7 protein-coding genes are annotated in these 23842 nt (G+C 70.5%); all 7 read right to left on the bottom strand.

The annotated features are described in order from the left end of the window. Window positions 1-15 precede the first annotated feature (15 nt). Genes LWP59_RS02830 through entS form a run of 7 tightly spaced genes read right to left on the bottom strand, consistent with a single transcriptional unit; the run spans window position 16 to window position 23806 of the window. Window positions 16-3366, bottom strand: coding sequence for a non-ribosomal peptide synthetase (locus LWP59_RS02830; RefSeq protein WP_144643629.1), 3351 nt, complete (start codon window positions 3364-3366; stop codon window positions 16-18). Then, complete coding sequence (locus tag LWP59_RS02825) at window positions 3360-10406, bottom strand: non-ribosomal peptide synthetase (RefSeq protein WP_233921969.1); 7047 nt, start codon at window positions 10404-10406, stop codon at window positions 3360-3362. Before LWP59_RS02825 ends, LWP59_RS02830 begins: the two co-directional genes overlap by 7 nt. Next, the gene (locus tag LWP59_RS02820; protein ID WP_222425752.1) at window positions 10399-14589 is read right to left on the bottom strand and encodes a non-ribosomal peptide synthetase; all 4191 of its coding nucleotides are present in this window, start codon (window positions 14587-14589) and stop codon (window positions 10399-10401) included. Before LWP59_RS02820 ends, LWP59_RS02825 begins: the two co-directional genes overlap by 8 nt. After that, window positions 14586-21506 carry a non-ribosomal peptide synthetase gene (locus LWP59_RS02815; RefSeq protein ID WP_233921968.1) on the bottom strand — a complete coding sequence of 2307 codons (6921 nt, stop codon included), beginning with the start codon at window positions 21504-21506 and terminating at the stop codon, window positions 14586-14588. Before LWP59_RS02815 ends, LWP59_RS02820 begins: the two co-directional genes overlap by 4 nt. 2 nt (window positions 21507-21508) lie before the next feature. Further along, the gene (locus LWP59_RS02810; protein WP_144642577.1) at window positions 21509-21724 is read right to left on the bottom strand and encodes an MbtH family protein; all 216 of its coding nucleotides are present in this window, start codon (window positions 21722-21724) and stop codon (window positions 21509-21511) included. 49 nt (window positions 21725-21773) lie between these two features. Further along, window positions 21774-22577: an alpha/beta fold hydrolase gene (locus LWP59_RS02805; RefSeq protein ID WP_144642576.1), complete on the bottom strand. Its 804-nt coding sequence runs from the start codon at window positions 22575-22577 to the stop codon at window positions 21774-21776. Then, window positions 22550-23806, bottom strand: a complete 1257-nt coding sequence (gene entS / locus LWP59_RS02800) for an enterobactin transporter EntS (protein ID WP_144642575.1) — start codon at window positions 23804-23806, stop codon at window positions 22550-22552. The genes LWP59_RS02805 and entS overlap by 28 nt, the downstream gene beginning before the upstream one ends. Between the last annotated feature and the right edge of the window lie 36 nt (window positions 23807-23842).

Raw genomic sequence — 23842 nt, 5'->3', positions numbered from 1 at the left:
GGGGCCACGGTCGTTTCAGGACAGTTGGGCGTCCACATCGGACTCCGTCAGCGCGTCGACCTCCAGGTAGATCTCGGCGACCTGGGCGAGCCTGCCGGGCGTGGTCTCCTCGGCGAGCAGCCGGGCGGCCATCGCGCCCACGGTGAGGGTCGCGAACAACGTCCGGACCGAGACCTCGCTGGTGTCCAGCGCTTCGCGCAGGCGCCCGATGATCATCGTCGCCAGCACGGAGTCCCCGCCCAGCGCGAAGAAGGGGTCCTCGACGCCGACGCGTTCGGCTTCGAGCACCTCCGCCCACACCTTCGCGATGACCTTCTCCAGCGGTGTTTCCGGCGCGACGTAGGAGTCCGCCTCGGCGGCCCAGTGCGTGGCGACCGCGCGCCGGTCCACCTTGCCGTTGGCGGTCAGCGGCAGCTCGCCGAGCACCACCACCCGCGCCGGCACCATGTGCGGCGGCAGCATCGTGCGCGCGAACTCACGCACGTCCTCCGGTTCGACCTCGCCCGAGACGGCCGCGACCAGCTGGTTGCCCGCGACCCCGGCGACGCCGCGGCGCACCGCGGGATGCTCCGCCAGCGCCGCCTCCACCTCGCCGAGCTCGATCCGCACCCCCCGCACCTTGACCTGGTGGTCGCGGCGGCCGAGGAATTCCAGCGTGCCGTCCGGCCAGTACCGCGCCAGGTCGCCGGTGCGGTACCAGCGGCGGCCCTCGTACTCGACGAACCGGTCGGCCGTGCGAGCCGGGTCGGCGCGGTAGCCGTGGGCGACGCCGTCGCCGCCGATCCACAGTTCGCCGCCGACCCAGTCCGGGCAGTCGCGGCCACGGGCGTCGACCACCCGGCAGGCGACGTTGCGCAGCGGGGTCCCGTAGGGCACCGAACGCCACTGCGCGGGCACGCCGTGGACCTCGCAGACGGTGGAGTGGATCGCCGTTTCGGTGGTGCCGCCGAGCCCGGCGAACCGGCAGCGCGGCGCGTGCGCGGCGACCCGGCCGGGCAGGTCGGTGCCCACCCAGTCGCCGCCGAGCAGCACCGTCCGCAGACCGGTCAGCTCACCAGGCCGGGCCGAGACCAGCAGCATGTCGAGCAGCGCGGGCACGCAGTTGACCAGCGTGACCCCCTGTGCGGCAACGAGTTCGGCCCACGCCCGGGCGTCGCGGCGGTCGCCCTCCTCGACGAGCACGACCGCGCCACCGGCGCCGAGCAGGCCGAAGACGTCGTACACGGACAGGTCGAAGTCCAGTGCGGACACGGCGAGGCAGCGGTCGGACCCGCCGACCCCGAACCGTTCGTTGAGGTCTTCGATCGTGTTCATCGCCGCACGGTGCGGTACCTCGACGCCCTTCGGCTCGCCGGTCGAACCGGAGGTGAACAGCACGTACGCGACCGACTCCTCGGCCACGCGCACCGGCTCGGCCAGGGGTTCGGCGGTCGCCTCGGCGCTGCTCAGCACGGTCCGCAGGCCCGCGATCCGGCGGATGCGCTCCGCCCGGACCTCGGGCTGGTCCACGCCGATGGGCACGTATGCGGCGCCGACCGCGAGGACGCCGAGCACGGCCGCGATCTGGTCCGGCCCCTTCGGCAGGCGCACGCCGACGGTGTCACCCGGGGAGACCTCCAGCGACGCGGCGATCCGGAGTGCCCGGTCGGCCAGCTCGCCGTAGCTCAGCTCGCCGCTGGACCACACCAGCGCCGGCGCGTCCGGCTGCTGCCGGGCCCGCTCGAAGAACCCGTCGTGCAGGAGCTTGCCGCTGCGCGGGCCGGCGGTGTCGTTGACCTCCGCCCGGACCGCGGCCTGCGTGGCAGGCAGCGCGCCGCCGACCGGCTGGTCCCAGGCGTCGTCATGCTGCCCGAGCCGGGTGATCAGGCTGTGGAAGGCGGCGAACATCTCGTCGATCAGGTCGGCCGGGAAAGCGTTCTCACGCACGTCCCAGTTGATGAGCAGGCCCTCGTTGACCTCGGTGACCTGCGCGTCCAGCAGCACCTGCGGGCCCTGGGAGATGATCCACACCGCCTCGCCGAACAGCCGGCGGACGTCGGCGTCGAACAGCTCGCCCAGGTTCAGCGCGCTGGTGAACACGACCGGCGCGAGCACCTGCTCGCCCTGGTGCCGGGACAGGTCGCGTAGCACCTCGACCCCGGAGTACGCGGCGTGCGCGGCGTCGGCGTGCATCCGGTCCTGCAGCGTCCGCGCGTGGTCCGCAAAGGACGCCTTGGTGGACAGGTCGACGTCCAGCAGCACGGAGCCGGTGAAGTCGCCGACGAGCTGGTCGGCCTCGGGGTGCATGCTCTCCCGGTCGAACATCGGCAGGTTGAGCAGGAACCGCGGTTGCCCGCTCCACGACGCGAGCGACTCCGCGAAGGCCGTCGCCACGACCATCGCCGGGGTCAGGCCGTGTTCGTGCGCCCGCGACGCGAGCCGCTTGCGGTCCTCCGGGGCGAGCCAGTGGTGCCGGCGCGTGACGCGGGTGGCGTCGCCGCGCTCGCTTTCGGGCACCAGCGGCAGCTCCGGCGCGGCGGGCAGCTCGGGGACCCGCTGCTGCCACCATTCGCGGGCGCGCCCGCGGTCGGCCTGCCGGGCGGGTTCGCGTTCGGCCAGGTAGCGCGGGTAGCTGTAGCCGATCGGCTCGACCTCCGGGTGCTCGTAGCACCGCGCGAGGTCGGCCAGCAGGACGCGGTAGCTCAGCGCGTCGGCGGCGAGCATGTCGACGTCGACGTGCAGCCGGGTCCGGCCGTCGGGCAGCCGGCTGAGCTGGATCGAGAACACCTCGCCCTCGGCGACGTTCAGCCGCGCGTGCGAGGACCGGTCCCGGATGCGTTCGAGTTCCTGCTCGTCGTCGACGTCGTGCACGACGAGGGCGGGCTGAGCCCGTTCGGGCAGGATCTGCTGGCGGCCGTCGTCGGTGAACTTCGCGCGCAGCATCCCGTGCCGCCGCACCAGGGCTTCGACCGCGCGCTCCAGCTTCGCGGCGTCGACGCCGTGGCCGTCGAACTCGACGTAGAGGTGCGCGGCGACCGAGCCGAGCGTGGTCTCCTCGTCGCGGCCGATCCAGTACGCGTGCTGCATGAGGGCGAGCGGGAACGGTTCGCTCTCGTCGACCTCGACCGTCACCGCGGGTTCGGGCGCGACCCCGGCCGCCTCGGTCAGCACCTCGCGCCAGCCCGCGAGCGTCGGGCGCTTCGCCAGTTGCGCGAAGCCGACCTTGATCCCGCGACGCCGCCATTTGTTGGCGACCTGCATGAGCTGGATCGAGTCCAGGCCCCATTCGATCAGGCTGTCCTCCTCCGACAGCTCGGCCGCCTCGGGCCCCAGCAGGTCGGTGACCTCCCGCAGGAGCTCACCCGCCGTCGGTTGCTGACTCACCACGTGCCCAGCTCCTCTTCGAACTCGTCGATCTCGTCCTGTTCGATCTGCACCAGGTCCGGCGCCGGGCCGGTACTCGCCAGTGCCTGCCGCAGGCGCCGCACCACCGCGGGGTCCTGCGCCGCCACGCTCACCCGCAGGTCCTCGCCCAACGCGGCGGCGTTCACCTCCAGCGCCCAGTCCGGCGGGCGGCCCGGTCGCCGCGGGACACGCAGCATCGGCGCTTCGGGCGCGACCGACCACGGGGAACCGTCGCCGAGGTCGACGCGGCCCAGGTAGTTGAGCACCACCGTCGGCTCGGGCAGGTCCAACGGTGGCAGCAGGCCGTAGCCGAGACCGTTGTCGGGCAGGTCCTGGACCCGCATGCCCGGGCGCAGCGGGAAGATCGTGGTGAACCAGCCGACGGTGGCGGACAGGTCCACACCCGGCGCGATCTGCTCCGCACGGCCGTGCCCCTCCACCGCGATCACCGCGTGCGGCGCGGCGAGCGCCTCGCCCAGTGCCGTGATCAGCGCCTGCTGCACGTTGCCGCCGGGCAGCGGGACCGTGAACTCGGTGACCGCCGGCTCGTGCGCCGTCAGCGGTAGCACCGGGTCGGCGCCGTCGAGGATGTCGCGCCACAGGTCCCGTTCGCCGCTGCGGTCCTGTTCGGCGAGCAGTTCGCTCCAGCGGCGGAAAGACGTGCCCCTGCGGGAAAGCTCGTGCCCCCGCCACGCTTCGGCGAGGTCGTCGAGCAGGATCCGCCAGGACACGCCGTCGACGACGAGGTGGTCGGCGACGATCAGCACCCGCTCGGGGAACCGGACCACCCGCAGCAGGCGGTCGGCGGTGATCCGGTCGCGGGCGGCGAGCAGCTCGTCGTCGAGGGAGCCGGTCGCATTGGTGAGTATTTCCTCGACGGGGAAGGAACCCTCCGGCACGACCAGGGTTTCGCCGTCCCAGCGGGCACGCAGCACGTCGTGCCGGTCGAGGACCGCCTGCAGCGTGCGCGTCAAGTCCTTTTCGGACAGATCGACGGGCGTGACGAGGAGCATCGCCTGGAACAGGCTGCGGTAACGCATGATCGGTGTCGGCTCGACCCGTCCGTGCGGGACGTCGGCGTGCACGGCGAACTCCCCTGCCGCGGCCAGTCCGGCCGGCGTGCGTTGTTCGAAGACCTGCCGCGGGGTCAGCGTGATGCCCGCCTTACGGGCGCGGCTGACCAGCTGCACCGAGACGATGCTGTCGCCGCCGAGTTCGAAGAAGCTGTCGTGCACGCCGACTCGCGGTAGCCGCAGGACGTCGGCGAACAGCCCGCAGAGCGTGCGTTCCCGCTCGTCGCGGGGTTCGTCGTCGCCGGCGAGCGCCCCGAAGTCCGGCTCCGGAAGCGCTTTCCGGTCGAGCTTGCCACTGGGGGTCAACGGCAGCTCCGCGAGCGGGACGACCGCGGCGGGCACCATGTGCTCCGGCAGGGTCGCGGCGACCTCGTTCTGGACGTCGCCTGCCTCGCCGACGACATAGGCGATCAGCCGCTCGTCCCGCACGACGACCGCCGCCTGCCGCACCCCGGGCACGCCGGCGATGGCGGCCTCGATCTCGCCGAGTTCGACGCGGAAGCCGCGGATCTTGACCTGGTCGTCGGTGCGGCCCAGGTAGTGCAGGACACCGTTGTGCCGACGCACGAGATCGCCGGTGCGGTACAGGCGCTCGCCGTCCGGACCGGCGACGAACCGTTCTGCGGTGAGCCCCGGGCGGTCGAGGTAACCCCGTGCGAGCTGGACGCCGCCGAGGTACAGCTCGCCGGGCACGCCGGGCGGCACCGGGCGCAGGTAGCGGTCGAGGACATGGGTCTGCGTGTTCCACACCGGCCGCCCGATCGCCACCTCATCCGTCACCGTCCAATGCGTAACATCCACCGCGGCTTCAGTCGGACCATAGAGATTGTGCATCCCCGGCCTCGCGATATCCGCAGAAAGCGCTTCCCCACTGGTAATCACCCGCTTCGGCAACGGACGATCACCATAAGCACGCAGCATCGACGGAACGAAATGGACAGTCGTCACCTGGCCCATCAACCCAGCCAGATAATCCGGATCCTTGTGACCACCCGGCCTCGCCAGGACCAACTTCGCACCAGTGATCAACGGCCAGAAAAACTCCCACACCGACACATCAAAACTCGACGGCGTCTTCTGCAACACCACGTCTTGCTGCGTCAGTTGATATTCATGCTGCATCCACAACAGACGATTCACAATCGCCCGGTGCGTGATGACCACACCCTTCGGGCGACCCGTCGAACCCGACGTATAGATCACATACGCCGCATTGTCCGGAGTCGGCTTCCTGACGTCAGCCTCACCATCCAGCGCGCACGGCAACACCACCATCGGCCGAGCATCCTCGATCATCAAGTCGAGACGTTCCGCCGGATAGGACGGGTCGAGCGGCAGGTAGGCACCGCCCGCCTTGAGCACCGCGACCAGCGAGATGACCAGGTCCAGCGAGCGATCCTGCCGGATACCGACGATCCGATCCGGGCCCACGCCCGCCGCCGCGAGTTGCGACGCGAGCGCCGACGCTCGCGCGTCCAGCTCCGCGTACGTCAGCGACTCACCCTCGAAGACGACCGCAGTGACCTCGGGGGTGCGCGCGACCTGCGCCTCGATCAGCTCCGTGAGCGTCGTCGGCGGGACCGGGTGCGCGGGGAAGGTCACCGCACGCTCGGCGTCGGTGAGCACGGTCGTCACCGACAGCGGCCGGTCCGGGGCCCCCGCCATCGACTCGACGAGCCGGACGAACCGGCCCACCAGATCGTCCATCATGGACCTGTCGAACAGGTCCTTGCTGTAGACCAGCCAGCCGTCGATCCCGTCCACGCCCTCGAACAGGTGGCACGAGAGGTCCATGCGCGCCGCGTAGAAGTCGACGTGCTCCTCGCGCAGCGAGGCTGCGCCGAACGGCGCGGGCGCGGCCGGCGCCTGCTGATAGGCCAGCATCACCTGGAACAACGGGTGCCGCCCCATGGCGCGACCCGGGTTCACCGCCTCCACCAGCCGCTCGAACGGCAGGTCCTGGTGAGCGAACGCGTCGAGGTCGGTCCGGCGGACCCGCTCGACGAGCTGGCGGAACGTGGGGTCACCGCTGACGTCGGTGCGCAGCACCAGCGTGTTCACGAAGAACCCGACGAGCCCGTCGAGCGCGTCGTCCGTGCGGCCGGCGACCGGGGTGCCGAGCGGGATGTCCGGGCCCGCGCCGAGCTGGTCGAGCAGCGCGGCGAGTGCGGCCTGCACGGTCATGAACACCGTCGAGCCAGTGTCCCGCGCAAGCGTGGCGAGCGCGGCGCGGGTCTCGGACGACAGGCGAAAACGGACGGCATCGCCCTCGAAGCTCGGCACCGCGGGACGCGGCCGGTCGGCGGGAAGGCGCAGTTCCTCGGGCAGTTCGGCCAGCTGTTCGCGCCAGTACGCGAGCTGGATGGCGGACAGGCTCTCCGGGTCCGCGTCGTTGCCGAGCAGGTCACGTTGCCAGAGCGCGTAGTCGGCATACTGCACGGGCAGTGGCGACCAGTCCGGGCGCCGGCCGTGCATGCGTGCCGCGTACGCCGTGCTCAGGTCGGCCAGCAGGCGCTCGCCGGACCAGCCGTCGGTCGCGATGTGGTGCGTGAGCAGCGACAGCACCTGGCCGTCGAGCAACCGCGCCTCGAACGGCGGCTCACGGTCGAGCTCGAACGCGCGCCGGGCGGCCTCCTCGGGGGTGCCACCGAACCGCAGCGCCGGTGTCCGATCGAGCACCTGCTGATACGGCCGCCCCTCGAACTCGGGGTAGACGGTCCGCAGGACCTCGTGGCGTCCGACCACATCGGACAGTGCCGCCTGCAGCGCCTCGACGTCCAGTGGCCCGTCGATGCGCACGGCCAGGGACACGTTGTACGTCGGGGTCGCGCCCTCCAGCCGGTAGAGGAACCACAGCCGCTGTTGCGCGAAGGACAGCGGGATGCGCCGCGGGCGCGGCATCGGCGTGAGTGCGGGCCGCTTGTGGGCGCCGTCGTCCAGCACGGCGGCCAGGCGCGCCACGGTGGGCGCGTCGAAGACCGTGCCGATGGCGAGTTCGATGCCGAGTTCCGCGCGGACGCGCCCGACGAGCTTCGTCGCCAGCAGGGAATGGCCGCCGAGCGCGAAGAAGTCGTCGTGCACGCCGACACGGTCGAGTTCGAGCAGGTCGGCGAACAGCCGGGCGAGCGCGTGTTCCCACTCGGTGCTCGGCTCCGCATCGGTGACGGTGACCGTCGGCTCGGGCAGCGCCTTGCGGTCGAGCTTACCGCTCTGGGTCAGCGGCAGCGCGTCCAGCTCGACGATGACCGAGGGCACCATGTGCTCCGGCAGCGACTTCGCGAGTGCGCGCCGGGCGTCTCGCACATCGCCGACGACGTAACCGACGAGCTGCTGTTGTTCCGGCCGCGCGACGACAGCCGCGCTCGTCACGCCGGGCAACGTGGTCAGGGCGGTCTCGATCTCGCCGAGCTCGACGCGGAAACCGCGGATCTTGACCTGGTCGTCGGTGCGTCCCAGGTATTCGAGCACGCCGTCCTCGCGCCATCGCACGAGGTCGCCGGTGCGGTAGAGGCGGCCGTTCTCGTGCGCGACGAACCGTTCGGCGGTGAGGCCGGGGCGGTTGAGGTAACCCCGTGCGAGCTGGACGCCGCCGAGGTACAGCTCGCCGGGCACGCCGGGCGGCACCGGGCGCAGGTAGCGGTCGAGGACATGGGTCTGCGTGTTCCACACCGGCCGCCCGATCGCCACCTCATCCGTCACCGTCCAATGCGTAACATCCACCGCGGCTTCAGTCGGACCATAGAGGTTGTGCATCCCCGGCCTCGCGATATCCGCAGAAAGCGCTTCCCCACTGGTAATCACCCGCTTCGGCAACGGACGATCACCATAAGCACGCAGCATCGACGGAACGAAATGGACAGTCGTCACCTGGCCCATCAACCCAGCCAGATAATCCGGATCCTTGTGACCACCCGGCCTCGCCAGGACCAACTTCGCACCAGTGATCAACGGCCAGAAAAACTCCCACACCGACACATCAAAACTCGACGGCGTCTTCTGCAACACCACGTCTTGCTGCGTCAGTTGATATTCATGCTGCATCCACAACAGACGATTCACAATCGCCCGATGCGTGATGACCACACCCTTCGGACGACCCGTCGAACCCGACGTGTAGATCACATACGCCGCATTGTCAGGCCCAGCCCTGCGCACCTCACCCTCACCATCCAGCGCGCACGGCAACACCACCATCGGCCGAGCATCCTCGATCATCAAATCCAGCCGCTCCACCGGATACGACGGATCCAACGGCAAATACGCACCACCCGCCTTCAACACCGCCAGCAACGACACAACCAAATCCAACGACCGATCCTGCCGAACCCCCACAATCCGATCCGGACCCACACCCACCGCCGCAAGCCGCGACGCCAGCACCGACGCCCGCGCATCCAACTCCGCATACGACAACGACTCACCCTCGAACACCACCGCCGCCGCACCCGGCGTACACGCCACCTGCGCCTCGAACAACTCCGCCAACGTCGTAACCGGAACCTCGACGGCAGTGTCGTTCGGCAGGCGCGACGAGTGGTAGTCCAGCCGCCCGATGCCCTGCTCCGGGGAATCGAGCGCGGCGGCGAGCAGGGACTCCAGGTGTGTGAGGAACCGGTCGATCGTGCCGCCGCGGAACAGGTCCGTCGAGTATGTCGCCTCGACCCGCAGTCGGCGGTCGGTGAGGAACGCCTCCAGCGCCAGGTCGAACTGGGTCGTTTCGTTGTGCACCGTCTCCCAGCTCGCGCGCACCCCCGGCAGGTCGAGGCCCTGCAGCCCCTGGGTCAGGAACAGCAGCATCACGTCGAACAGCACCGAGCGGCCGGCCGTCCGCGGCGGCCGCAACCGCTCGACGAGCAGGTCGAACGGCAGGTCCTGGTGTGCGTAACCCTCGGTGCACACCCGTTGTATGCGCTCGACGAGCTGGGCGAACGACGGGTCGCCGGTCAGGTCGGCGCGCAGCACGAGGGTGTTGCCGAAGTTCCCGATGAGCCGCTCGACCTCGCCGGCGTCGCGGTTCATCGAAGCCGAACCGATCGGCACATCGGTCGCACCCGTATAGCGGTGCAGCAGTGCGGCGTACGCGGCGAAGACGACCATGAACGGCGTGACCCCGCGGGACTGCGCGAACGTCGTCGTCCGTTCGGTCAGCGTCGCCTCGAATGTCCGGAAGCGACGGTCGCCACGGCTGGACCGCAGCGGAGGCCGGGGGAAGTCCGTGGGCAGTGGCAGGTTCTCCGGCATCGGATCGAGCACGCCGCGCCAGTAGCCGAGGTCGCCGCTCAGCCGCTCGTCCGTCAGGGTTTTCCGCTGCCACAGGGCGAAGTCGGCGTACTGCACCGGCAGCGGCTCCAGCCCCGACGGGCGGCCGGTGGTGTCCTCGCGGTAGAGCGCGGACAGGTCGTGCGACAGCGCGTTGAAGGTGAAACCGTCCCACGCGATGTGGTGCACGGTCATCACGAGCACGCGGTCGTCGTCGCCGCGGCGGAGCATCCGCAGGCGAAGTGGGTACTCCCGTTCGAGGTCGAAGGCGTGTGCGGACTCCTGGCGGGAAAGCGCTTCCACGGCGCGCGCCCGGTCGTCCTCGGACAGCGCACGCAGGTCCGTCTCGGCCATGGTCACCACCGCGAACGGGTCCACGACCTGCCGCGGCTCGCCGTCGGCACCGGGCACGTAGCGGGTGCGCAGGAGCTCGTGCCGTTCGACGAGCCGTTGGAAAGACCGGTGCAGGGCGGCGGCGTCCAGGTCGCCGCGCAGGGTGATCGCGAGGCACACGTTGTACGCGGCACTGTCCGGTTCGAGCTGCTGCAGGAACCACATGCGTGACTGCGCGTAGGACAGCGGCAGGTCGTCCTCGCGGTCGCGCCGGGGGATCTGGCCGGTGCTCGCGAGCCCGGCCTGCGCCAGCCTGCGGCGCAGCAGCTCGCGCTTGCGGGCGGCGAGGTCACTCATCGGAAATGTCCTTCAGCGCGGCGAACCACGCACACGACAGCTCGTGGACGCGGTCCTCGGTGAAGATCCCGCCGGCCCACTGCCAGTCGGCTTCCAGCGCCGGCCCGCGGACGAGCGCGTTGAGCACGAGGGGATACGGCGCGGGCATGTCGTCGTCCACACCGCCGCCCATGGCGCCGACCTCGGGCGCGCCGGACCAGGGTTCGCCGCCGGTCTCGCCCACGGTGAGGCGGCCGAGGTAGTTGAACTCGACCTGCGGCTCGGGCAGGCGCGCCAGCTCCGCCGCCGTGTCCGGGTTCGAGTACCGCAGCAGGCCGTAGCCGATGCCCCGGTCCGGCAGCGCCAGCTGCTCGGCGACCTTGCGCACGTCGGCCGGGTCCACGCGCACGGGATGGACGCTGGTGAACCAGCCGACCGTGCCGGACAGGTCCGCGCCGGGCACGACCTGTTCCTCCCGGCCGTGCCCCTCCAGCGCGATGAGCACGGCCCCGTCCTCGCCACGCCAGCGGGCGACAGCCCGGGCGAAGGCCGTGAGCAGCACGTCGTTGATCGTCACGCCGAGCCGCTCGGGCACTGTTGTCAGCAGCTTTCCGGTGAGCTCGGCGTCGAGGACCGTGCGGGTCGTGCGCATGGTGGCCCGGGTGTCCGTCGCCGGGTCCAGCCTGCGCGTGCCGAGCACCGGGTCGGGGCCGGACAGGACGTCCCGCCACAAATCCAGCTCCGAGGCCTTCGCCCGCGCGACTTCGGGAAGCGCTTTCGCCCACTCGCGGAAAGACGTGCCGACCGGCGACAGCTCGCGTCCCTGCCACAGCTCGGCCAGCTCCGGCACCAGGATCCCCCAGGACGCCCCGTCGACCACGAGGTGGTGCAGCAGGATCAGCAGCCGGCCGTCGTTTTCCGGGCCGCCGTCGAACCACACGAACCGCGCCAGCTCGCCGCGGGCCGGGTCCAGCTCGCGAAGTTCCGCTTCCAGCACGTCCGGCAGCTGCGCGGCGACCTCCGCGAGCTCGACGCGACGGACCGGCGCGCGCACCTCGCCGCGAGGCCGGACGGTGAAGGCACCGTCGAAAGTGGACCGCAGGACATCGTGCCGGTCGAGCAGGGTCTGCACGAGTTCCTCGAGACGGCGGAGGTCGAGGCCGCGCGGCGTGCACAACAGCCGCGCCTGGCTGAGCCGGTCGTACGGCCTGTTCTCGGTGAGCCAGCTCAGCATCGGCGTCAGCGGCACGTCACCGATCCCCGCGTCCGGGTCGGCGGATCGCCGCGCCGTGCCCGCCACCAGTGCGAGTTCGGCGACGGTACGGCGCTCGAACACATCGCGCGGGCTGAAGCCGAAACCCGCCGCGCGGGCCTTGGCGACCAGGCGCATCGAGACGATGCTGTCGCCGCCGAGGGCGAAGAAGCTGTCGTCCGCGCCGACCTGGGACACCCCGAGTACCTCGGCGAACAGCTCGGCGAGCCGCACCTCGGTATCGGTGCGCGCGGCTCGGGTGGTGCCGCGGCAGTCCGGCTTCGGAAGCGCTTTCACATCCAGTTTGTCGTTACGTGTCAGGGGAAAGCTGTCGACCGCGACGATCGCGGCCGGGACCATGTGCTCCGGCAGGCTCGCCGTGGCCAGCTCCCGTAGCCCCTCGACGCCGCCGTCGCGCAGGACGACGTAGGCGACCAGGCGGCGAACACCGGGGATGTCCTCGCGCGGCACGACGACCGCCCGCTCGATCCGGCCGTCGCGCGCCAGCACGGCCTCGATCTCCCCCGGTTCGATCCGGTAGCCACGGATCTTGACCTGGTCGTCGACCCGGCCCAGGCACTCGATGCGGCCGTCCGCGGTCCAGCGTGCGATGTCCCCGGTCCGGTAGACCCGGGCACCGTCAGGACCCGCCACGAAACGCTCGGCCGTGGTGCCGGGGCGGCCCAGGTAGCCACGGGCCAGCCCGGCGCCGGCGAAGTACAGCTCGCCCTCGACACCGACGGGGCAGGGCCGCAGCCGCCGGTCGAGGATGTACGCGCGGGCATTGCCGACCGGCGATGCGATCGACGGCGACTCGCTGTCGGCGAAGTCCGCGGCGGCCGAGTCCACCGTGCACTCGGTGGGTCCGTACAGGTTGTATACAGCGAGATCGTCCTGCTCACGCAGCATGCGCCACAGCTGACCGGGAACGGCCTCGCCGCCCACGCCGAGCACCTTGAGCGAACCGCGCCACGGCTCGCTCGCGACCTGCGCGAGCAACGACGGCGACAGCTCGACGAACTCGATCTCGTGCTCGGCGAGGAAGCCCCGCAGCAGGGCGGCGTCGCGGCGGACGTCCGGCGGGACAAGGTGCAGCTCGTGCCCGGCGAACATCCACAGCACCGGCTGCCAGGAGGCGTCGAACGCCATCGGCCACGCGTGCGCCACGCGCAGTGGCCGCCCGACCCGTGCTGCCGCCGGCTCGAACAGGTCCGTGCGATGACTGACCAGCAGGTTCGCGATCGACCGGTGGGTGACCACGACCGCCTTCGGCGTCCCGGTCGAGCCGGAGGTGTAGATGACGTACGCCGGGTTCTCGGGCAGCGCGCGCTGCTCGAAGTCCTCGGCCACGCCTTCGGGTACCTCGGTCAGGACGACGACCGGCCGCGCGTCGGCGAGCATCAGGTCGAGCCGCTCGGCGGGCCACTCCGGGTCGAGCGGCAAATAGGCCGCACCGGCCTTGAACACCGCGAGCAGCGCGATGATCATCTTCGGCCCCGGCGGCAGTTTCAGCGCGACGATCCGCTCTGGTCCGGCGCCCTGCTCGACGAGCAGCCGGGCGACGTGGTTCGCGCGCCTGTTCACCTGCGCGAAGGTCAGCCGCAAGGCGCCGCCAACCAGAGCGATGGCGTCCGGCGTCCGGCGGGCCTGCTCCTCGAAGACCTCGGACATCGTGGTCGGCCAGGTCGCCAGCCGCTTGCCGGTGCCGAACTCGGCCAGCTGCCGGTGCTCCCCGGGTGAGAGCAGGTCCAGCGGCCGACCGTCGGCGAAGCTCTCCACGGCACGGGTGAAGTAGCGGGTCATCGCCTCGACCTGCGTGCGGGCGAAGACGTCGGGCCGGTACTCGAAGGTGACGGAAAGCGCATCCTCGGCGGCGACCGCCAGGGTCAGCGGGTAGTGGGTGGCGTCGTCGACCTCGACCTGGCTGATCCTGATCCCCGCGCGGCTTTCGCTCTCCCCCACCGCGTCCGAGTCGATGGGGTAGTTCTCGAAGACGATCAACGTGTCGAAGAGGTCACCGGCACCGGCGGCGCGCTGGATCTCGGTGAGCCCGAGGTACTGGTGCTCCATCAGGCGTGACTGCTCGGCCTGCAGCTCCCGCAGCGGCGCGTCGGCCCGCACCCGCACCGGAACCGTGTGGATGAACAGGCCCACCATCGAGTCCACCCCGGGCAGGTCGGCGGGGCGGCCGGACACGGTGGCGCCGAAGACCACGTCGTCACGGCCGGTCAGCCGCGCGAGCACCTGTCCCCACAGCCCCTGCACGACCGTGTTGACCGTGAGCCCTTCCTCGCGTGCCCGGCCGTAGAGCCGTTCGGCGGGCAGGTCGAACCGGATCTTGCCGGGACGCGTCGGCACCCGGGATGCGGCGGGCGCGAGCAAGGTCGGTTCCGCGCCGTCGAGCGCGTCCCGCCATGCGGCGGCCGACGCCGCACTGTCGCGTGTGGACAGCCAGCCGAGGTAGTCGCGATACGGCCGCGGGCGGGGCGGCTCGACGCCGCCGTAGAGGGCGAGCAGCTCGCTGACCAGCAGCGGCAGCGACCAGCCGTCCAGCAGGATGTGGTGGTTCGTCAGCACCAGCCGGTGGTCGGCCTCGCCGAGCCTGACCAGCGTCATCCGCAGCAGCGGCGGCTCGGCCAGGTCGAACCGCGCGCGGCGGTCCCGTTCCAGCACCCCGGCCAGATCGCCCTCGACCTCGGTCCACGGCAGCTCGACCTCGTCCAGTACCAGCTGCACCGGGTCCTCGAGGTCCTCGTGCACGAAGGCCGCGCGGAGGTTCGGATGCCTGGTCAACAGCGTTTCCGCGGCCGTGCGCAAACGTTTGCTGTCGATCTCGCCGTCGAGGCCGAGTACGAACTGGACGGTGTAGACGTCGGTCGCGTCCCGGTCGAACAGGGCGTGGAACAGCATGCCCTGCTGCAGCGGCGAGAGCGGCAGGATGTCCTCGATCACTTCTTCCCCCACTTCGCCGCGAGCTTGTCGAGCTGCCCCTGGTTCAGCGACACGAGCGGGACGTCCGACGGCGTCAGGCCGGCCTCGGTGTCGCCGGAAAGCGCTTGCAGCCACGCCTGCGCGAGTTCGCGTACCCCGGCCTCGCTGTGCTCGTCCGTCCACGACCAGGTCGCCTTGAGCACCGGGCCGTCCTCGGTGCGTGCGTTGATCTCCAGCGGACGGTGCTGCGTCGCTGGCTCCGGCAGCTTCTCCGGGCCGGGCGTCCAGTAGCCCGCACCGAGGTCGAACCGGCCGAGGTAGTTGAAGCTCACGTCGGTGTCGGGCACGTCCATGCCGAACCCGTTGTCCGGGATCGCCCGCAGCTGCTGCTTGACCTCGTTCAGCGTGGGCCGGTCCAGCTCGACCGGGAACACCGTGGTGAACCAGCCGACCGTCCGCGACAGATCGGCGCCCGGCACGAGATGCTCCTCGCGGCCGTGCCCTTCGAGCGCGACGACGGTCGGCCCGAGCGCCTGACCCAGCGCGAACACGAGCACTTCGTTGACGCGGGAATGCTTGCCCTCCAGCACCTTCCGGGTCTCGGCCACGCCCAGTTCGACGGTCAGCCTGCCCGCGACCGGCTCCGCCTTCCGCGCCTGCACCGGCGTCGGGCGTGCGGTCGCGAGGGCCCAGGTCCGGAACGACGTCGGCACCGGCGCGAGCGCGGGCGGGCGACCGGCGGCGCGCGCGGTCCAGGCTTCGGCCAGGTCCTCGGCGAGGATGCGCCACGACACGCCGTCGACGACCAGGTGGTGCAGCACGAGCAGCAGGCGGCCGTTGAAGACCACCGCTCGCAGCATCGACTCACGCGGATCGAGGGCAGCGACCACTTCGTCGTACTTCTCCGGCCGGTACGGGCCTTCGACGTGCTCCACCACGGCACCCAGCGAGCCCGGCGGCGGGACGTGCAGGACCTCGTCGCCCAACCGCGCACGCAGCAGGTCGTGCTGGTCGAGCACGTCCTGCAGCACCTGCTCGAACGCGTCCGGCGCGAACGGCTCGGGCACCCGCAGCAGCGCGGCCTGGTGCATCGCGTCGTCGCCGGTCCCGGCCCACCAGCGCATGATCGGCGTGAGCGGCACCTCGCCCGTGCCGTCGTCGTGCACGGTGACCGACGCCGCCTCCACCGCACGAGCAAGCGCGGCCGCGGTCTGGTGCTCGAACACCTGCCGTGGCGAGATCGCCAGCCCGGCTGCGCGGGCCTTGCTCACGAACCGGATGGACAGGATGCTGTCCCCGCCGAGGGCGAAGAAGCTGTCCTCGGCCCCGACCTCCGGCAGCCGCAGCAGGTCAGCCATCAGTCCACAAAGGACTTTTTCCGGCTCGGTGACCGGCGCCCGGGTGGTCGTCTCCGCAGGTGGTTCGGGCAGCGCCCCGCGGTTCACCTTGCCCGAGGGCAGCAACGGGAACTCGTCGAGGAAGACGAACCGCTTGGGCACCATGTGCTCGGGCAGCCGCTGGCGCAACCAGTCGCCGACGCCGTCGTGCTCCGAGCCGAGGCAGTAGCCGACGAGGCCCTGCTCGCGCACCAGCACGACCGCTCGACGGACCTGTTCGTGCTGTTCGAGCACGGCCTCGATCTCTTCCAGCTCGACCCGCATCCCGCGGATCTTGACCTGGTTGTCGGCGCGGCCCAGGAACTCCAGGCTGCCGTCCGGCTGCCACCGCGCGAGGTCGCCGGTGCGGTAGAGGCGGGAACCTGGTGGCCCGAACGGGTCCGCGACGAAGTGATCGGCGGTGCGCTTCGGGTCGTTGAGGTAGCCGCGGCCGAGGTAGACCCCGCCCGCGTACAGCTCGCCAGGCACCCCGACGGGCACCGGCAGCAGGTTCCGGTCCAGCACGTACAGCCGGGTGTTGCCGTTGGGCATGCCGATCGACACCGCGCCGCGGATCGCCTCGGGGTCGCGGTACACGACATGGCTCACGCCGATCGTCGCCTCCGCGGGCCCGTAACCGTGGTACATCACCGCGTCGCTGCTGCGGCGGAACCGCTGGAACAGCTCCGGTGTCAGCACCTCGCCGCCACACCAGACGTGCTTGAGCGAGCCGCCCCGGTCCGGAAAGCCGTCGAGCTGCAGCAGCAGGTCGAGGATCGAGGACGGCAGGTAGGTGAAGGTGACCGCGTGCCGCTCGATCAGCCCCAGGAGGTAGTCGATGTCGCGCTCGCCGCCGGGCTCGGCGACGACCACCTTGCCGCCGGTGACCAGCGGCAGGAAGATCTCGTTGATCGAGATGTCGAACCCGAGCGGCGCCTTGAACAACGCCGCGTCGCCGGAGCCGAAGCCGAGCATCTCCCGCTGCCAGAGCAGCCGGTGCGTGATCGCGCGGTGCCGGATCATCGCGCCCTTCGGCGTCCCGGTCGAGCCGGAGGTGTAGATGACGTACGCCAGGCTTTCCGGTTCGATGCGCAGGTTCAGCCGGTCCGCAGTGGACCCGTCGAGGTGTACCAGTGGTGTGCCGAGGGCTCGCACGGGTTCGTCGTGCTGCTCGCCGGTCAGGATCGCCGTCAGGCCGGCGTTCGCGCAGACCTCGGCGATGCGGCGCCGCGGCCACGACGGCTCCAGCGGCACGAAGGCGGCTCCGGCCTTTTCGACGCCGAGCAGGCCGACGATCATCTCGACCGACCGTTCCCAGTGCATGCCGACGGTCTTCTCCGGCCCGGCGCCCAGCTCGCGCAACGTGCGCGCGACGTGGTTGGCGCGTGCGTCGAGTTCCGCGTAGGTGAGCCGCTGGTCGTGGAACTCGACGGCGATCGCGTCCGGAGTGCGGGTGACCTGCTCTTCGACCATCTCCGTCAGGGTGGTCACCGGGCGGGACTCGGCGGTGTCGTTGAACTTCCGCAGCTGCGCGTGCTCGGCCGGGTCGAGGAGGTCGACCGACCCGACGGGCCGGTTCGGGTCCTCCGTGAAGGCCTCTAGTAACCGGGCAAGTCGCTGTCCGAAGACGTCCACTGTGGACTCATCGAACAGGTCGGCGCTGTAGGAGATGGTGCATTCGCCGGGGGCGAAGTGGAAGGCCAGGTCGAACTTGGCGCCGGTCACGCCCGGGTCGAGCGGCGTTGTGGTGATACCCGGCAGCGTGAGCTCGGCGGTGGCCGGGTCCTGGTGCGACACCATCGTCTGGAACAGCGGGTGCCGTGCGGGCGAGCGCGCCGGGTTGAGCGCTTCCACGAGCCGTTCGAACGGCAGATCCTGGTGGGAGTACGCGTCGAGGTTGGTCTCACGCACTCTCGACAGCAGTTCCCGGAACGTCGGGTTGCCGGACAGGTCGGTGCGCAGCACCAGCGTGTTGACGAAGAAGCCCACCAGGTCGTCGAGGGCCTCGTCGGCGCGACCCGCGGTCGGCGTGCCGAGCGGGATGTCCTCGCCCGCACCGAGCCGGTGCAGCAGGACGGCCACCGCGGCCTGGCCGACCATGAGGTCGGTGACGCCGAGCTTGCGGGCCCGCCAGCGGGTGTCCGGCAGCTTCAGCCGGACACTGCCACCCCGGTGGCTCGGCGTACGGGGACGGGGGCGGTCAGTGGGCAGCGGCAGTTCCTCGGGCAGGCCGTCGAGCTGCTGTAGCCAGAAGTCCTTGTCGTCACCGGCGTTCTCGAGCTGCCAGAGCGTGTAGTCCGCGTACTGCACGGGAAGCGGTTCCCAGTCGGGCGCTTTCCCTTCCACGCGCGCGGCATACGCGACGCCGAGGTCGCGCAGCAGCGGCCGCGCGGACCACTCGTCGGCCGCGATGTGGTGCACGACGAGGACGAACTCGTACTCGTTCTCGGCGACCCGGTGAAGCTCGTAGCGGATCGGCGGTTCCTCGTCGAGCCGGAAGCAATGGCCGGCACTGCCGGGTAGCACTTCCCGCGGTTCGAGGATCTCCTGACGTGGTTCGGCACCGGGGAAGATCGTGCGCAGCGACTCGTGCCGTTCGACGACGTCCCGCAGCGCGGTGTCCAGCGCGTCGGTGTCGAGCGGCCCGGTCAGGCGTGCGGCGAAGGGAATGTTGTACGTCGGGTTCGGGCCTTCGAGGCGGTAGAGGAACCACAGACTGCGCTGCGCCGGAGAAAGCGGTATCTCAGCCGGCCTCTGTCGTTTCGTGAGGGCGGGCCTGCGCACGCCGCCGTCGAGGAGTTGGGCTAGACGTGCGGCGGTGGGCGCGTCGAACACCGCGCGCAGTTGCAGGTCCACGCCGAAGGTCCGGCGCACCCGGCTGACCAGCTTCGTCGCGAGCAGCGAGTGCCCGCCGAGGGCGAAGAAGTCGTCGCGGGGGCCGACGGTGTCCAGGCCGAGCACGTCGGCGAACAGCTCGCAGAGGATCTCTTCGCGCGGGTCCCGTGCCTGACCGGTGCCGGTTTCGACCTGCGGTTCGGGCAGGGCTTTGCGGTCGAGCTTTCCACTTGGCGTCAGGGGAAGCGTGTCGAGGGTGACGATCGCGGACGGGGTCAGGTGCTCCGGCAGGCGCAGCGCGGAGGTGTCGACCGCATGCTCGGCCACGACGTAGCCGATCAGTTGCTGCCGCTCGGTCTGCACGGCGGCCGCCGCCTGCCGCACCCCGGGCAGCGCGGCGAGCGCCGCTTCGACCTCGCCGAGTTCGACGCGGAAGCCGCGGATCTTGACCTGGTCGTCGGTGCGGCCCAGGTAGTGCAGGACACCGTTGTGCCGACGCACGAGATCGCCGGTGCGGTACAGGCGCTCGCCGTCCGGACCGGCGACGAACCGTTCTGCGGTGAGCCCCGGGCGGTCGAGATATCCGCGGGCGAGCTGGACACCCCCGAGGTACAGCTCACCCTGCACGGCCGGGCGCAGGAACCGGTCGAGGACGTGAACTTGGGTGTTCCACACCGGCCGCCCGATCGCCACCTCATCCGTCACCGTCCAATGCGTAACATCCACCGCGGCTTCAGTCGGACCATAGAGGTTGTGCATCCCCGGCCTCGCGATATCCGCAGAAAGCGCTTCCCCACTGGTAATCACCCGCTTCGGCAACGGACGATCACCATAAGCACGCAGCATCGACGGAACGAAATGGACAGTCGTCACCTGGCCCATCAACCCAGCCAGATAATCCGGATCCTTGTGACCACCCGGCCTCGCCAGGACCAACTTCGCACCAGTGATCAACGGCCAGAAAAACTCCCACACCGACACATCAAAACTCGACGGCGTCTTCTGCAACACCACGTCTTGCTGCGTCAGTTGATATTCATGCTGCATCCACAACAGACGATTCACAATCGCCCGATGCGTGATGACCACACCCTTCGGACGACCCGTCGAACCCGACGTGTAGATCACATACGCCGCATTGTCAGGCCCAGCCCTGCGCACCTCACCCTCACCATCCAGCGCGCACGGCAACACCACCATCGGCCGAGCATCCTCGATCATCAAATCCAGCCGCTCCACCGGATACGACGGATCCAACGGCAAATACGCACCACCCGCCTTCAACACCGCCAGCAACGACACAACCAAATCCAACGACCGATCCTGCCGAACCCCCACAATCCGATCCGGACCCACACCCACCGCCGCAAGCCGCGACGCCAGCACCGACGCCCGCGCATCCAACTCCGCATACGACAACGACTCACCCTCGAACACCACCGCCGCCGCACCCGGCGTACACGCCACCTGCGCCTCGAACAACTCCGCCAACGTCGTAACCGGAACCTCGACGGGCTCGGCAGGAGCGTCCGGAACGACCAGTTCGAGCTGCCCCACCTGCGTCTCCGGGGCGGTCACGAACCGGGCCAGGACTTCCTGGAACCACTCCGCGATCCGGGACACGTCAGGGAACTGCGCCGGGTCGTGGTCGATCCGCAGCACGAGTTCCTCCCCGGGCACGACCAGCAGCGCGAGCGGATAGTGCGTCGCGTCGCGGACGGAAACCTCGGCCAGCAACGGAATCTCGCCATCCATCGGATAACTCTCGAAGACGACCAGGGTGTCGAACAGACTCGGGTGCCCGCTGGCGCGCTGAATGTCGGCGAGGCCGAGGTGCTGATGTTCCAGTAACCGCGCCTGCTCCGCCTGCACGCGTGCGAACAACCCGGCGAGCGACTCGCGGGGTGCCAGCCGCACCCGCACGGGCACGGTGTTGATGAACATGCCGACCATCGACTCGACACCCGGCACCTCGGCGCTACGGCCCGACACCGTCGCGCCGAACACGAGGTCGTCGCGACCGGTCAGGGCCGACAGCGTCAGCGCCCAGGCCCCCTGGACGACGGCGTTCACCGTCACACCATGCTTCCGCGCCGCTTGTTCCAGCGCGTGGACGTCGAGGCTGAACTCCGCGCGACGGGGAAAGCCGGCGGCCGGGCTGCCGACGAGAGTGGGTTCGTCGAGGCCGGAGAGTGCTTCCGCCCACGCCCGTTCCGCCGCCGGCTTGTCCTGTTCGGACAGCCAGGCCAGGTACTCGCGGTACGGGCGCACCGGCGGCAGGGCCTCCCCGCGGTACAGCGCCAGCAGCTCGCGGACCAGGATCGGCGCGGACCAGCCGTCCCACAGCAGGTGGTGCGCGGTGAGCACCAGAGTTCGCTTGCCTGCCAAGGTGAACCGCAGCAGCGGCGGGCGCGCGAGGTCGAACGGCTCGGCGCGCTCGGCGTCGAGGTCCACCTCGTCGGTCACCCGGAAGGGCAAGTCGACGGCACGCCGGACAACCTGCACGAACTGTCCCGACGACTGCGTGCGGAACGCCACCCGCAGGTTCGCGTACCTGCACACCAGCGCCTCCGCCGCGCCGCGCATCCGGTCCGGGTCGACGTCTTCGGCGAGTGCGAGCACCGTCTGCACGGTGTAGACGTCCACCCGGTCCCCGAGCAGGGCGTGGAACACCATGCCCTGCTGCAGCGGGGTGAGCGGGAGGACGTCCTCGACGCTCGAAGCCACCCTCAGGACCCGGATTCCATCGTGCGGACCAGGCTGCGGGGCCGCATGTCCGTCCAGTTCGCCTCGATGTGGTCGAGGCAGGCCTGCCGCGAGTCCTCGCCGAACACGACCCGCCAGCCCGAGGGCACCTCGGCGAAGGTGGGCCACAGGGAGTACTGGCCCTCGTCGTTGGTCAGGGCGTAGAACCGGCCGCTGTCGTCGTCGAAGGGGTTCGTCACGTAAGCCTCCCATGCGTCGTTAGCTGAGGCTTACCTTAGTAAGGGGAGACTAAGAGTGTCTACCCGCGAAAAAGGTGACGAGTGCGGCGTTGACCGCGTGCGGCCGCTCCAGGTAGCCGTAGTGGCCGCAGTCCGCCAGCTCCAGGTACTCGGCGGACGGGATCGCGTCGGCGACCTCCCGTGCCAGGTGCGCCGGCAGGCGCAGGTCGTCGGCGAACCCGATGACCAGGCACGGAACCTTGATCGCCCGGTACGCGGGCAGCCGGTTTCCGGTGATGTCCAGGCACAGCTGGGCGCGCAGGCCCGGGGTCCAGATCGTGGGCGAGAGCGCGAACAGGTCGAGCCAGTCCCGCATCGCCGCGTCGTCGTTCAGCGTGCGCGGCGAGAGATTCTGCACCGCCCGCACCACGGCTTCGTACCGCGCGGGCAGCTCCACCGCGCTCTCCCGCAGCTCGCGTTCGGCCGCACCCATCGCGGCGCGCAGGACGTCCGCGCGGCCTCGCGTCGCCATCATGACCGCCTGCGTGACCAACTCGGGATGCGCGAGCGCCAGCTCGGTCACGACCTGCGCGCCCATCGACGTGCCGACCAGCCGGCACGGCCCCAGCTCCAGGTACTCGATCAGCTCGGCCGTGTCGGCGACCAGGTCGTCGATCGTGAATTCCGTGTCCTCGCCGGAAATCCCGCGGTTGTCGAAGGTGATCACGCGGTAGCCGGCGTCGACGAGCGCGGGCACCTGGTGCAGGTGCCACACCCGGCCGGTCGCGGCGGTGCCCATCACGAGCACCACCGGCTCGCCGGAACCCGTGTCGGCGTAGGAGATCTTCACGCCGTTGACGGCAGCGAGGGGCATCGCTCTCCTTGCAGGCTCGCCCGGCGCAGCCGGGGCATCGTCGCGGCGACCAGGCAGACGCCCAGCACGCACACCAGCCCGCCGCCGACCACCGCGCCCGAGCCGCCGAGCAGGCGCGCGGCCAGACCGGCCTCGGCGTTGCCGACCGCCGCCCCGCTGGTGGCCTGCGCGAGCCAGAGACTCGAGACGCGGCCCTGCAGGTGGTCCAGGGTGTAGTGCTGCAACAGGGCGCGGCGCAGGATTTCCGAGGTCGTGTCGCCGAGGCCCGCGATCGCCAGGCACAGCAGCCCGAGCCACAGGTGCCCGGACAGGCCGAACCCGGTGATCGCCAGACCCCACACGAGCACCGACGCGATCAGCGCGCGACCACTGTGCCGCGCACGCCCGGTCCAGCCGCTGGCCAGCGCGCCGATGAACGCCCCGACCGCGGGCGCGGTGTAGAGGAGGCCGACCGTCGACGGCCCGCCGCCGAACACTTCCTTCGCCAGTTGCGGGAAAAGCGCGTACGGCATCGCGAACACCATGGCCCACACGTCGATCAGCAGCAGCCCCGCGACGACCTGGTTGCCTCGCACGAAACGGAAACCCTCGGCGAGGGAACGCAAGGGGTGCTGCGGCTCCCGCTCGGCGCGCAGCGGTGGAATGAACCACATCAGCGCGATACCGACGAGATATCCGGCCGCGTCGATCGCGAAACAGGTGGCGACGCCAGGGCCCGCCGCGATGAACCCGGCGATCGTCGGCCCGACCATCGCGCCGAACTGGCTGGTCACGGTGAACAACGCACCCGCGGCGGTCAGCTGGGCGGGCGTGACGAGCGCCGGGATCGCGGCCATCAGCGCGGATCCGCCGAGGCCGTTGATCCCGCCCGCCGGCACGGCCGCGAGGTACACGATGCCCAGCAGCGGCTGCGGCATCGCCGCGTTGACCGCGAGCCCGGCGAGGACGAGCGCGACCAGCGAACGGGTGCCGAGGATGAGGCGGCGGCGGTCGAGCCGGTCGGCGAGCACGCCGCCCGCGAGCAGCCCCGCGAGCAGTGCGAGCCCGAACACCAGGCTGACCAGGCCGACCTGGACCGAGGAACCGGTGAGCTGGTAGACGTGCAGGTTGATGGCGACATTGGTGAGCGCTGTGGTCAGCACCGTGAGGGTCTGCGCGGCGAACACCCGCCGGTAGGCCGGACTGGTCCGCAGCGGTGTGACGTCGATGACCAGTTCCCCGAGCCGCACGAGCTACCTTCCCTCGAAGTATGTCGGCTAGCCTAA

The sequence above is a fragment of the Amycolatopsis acidiphila genome (assembly GCF_021391495.1).
GTDB lineage: Bacteria > Actinomycetota > Actinomycetes > Mycobacteriales > Pseudonocardiaceae > Amycolatopsis_E > Amycolatopsis_E acidiphila.
Note: the sequence above shows the minus strand (reverse complement) of the source record. Positions and strands in the feature narration are given on the sequence as shown.

Excerpts from the sequence above, each read along its gene's own strand:
- LWP59_RS02825 (WP_233921969.1), bottom strand. The coding sequence starts at position 10,406 with ATGAGTGACCTCGCCGCCCGCAAGCGCGAGCTGCTGCGCCGCAGGCTG.
- LWP59_RS02805 (WP_144642576.1), bottom strand. The coding sequence starts at position 22,577 with ATGCCCCTCGCTGCCGTCAACGGCGTGAAGATCTCCTACGCCGACACG.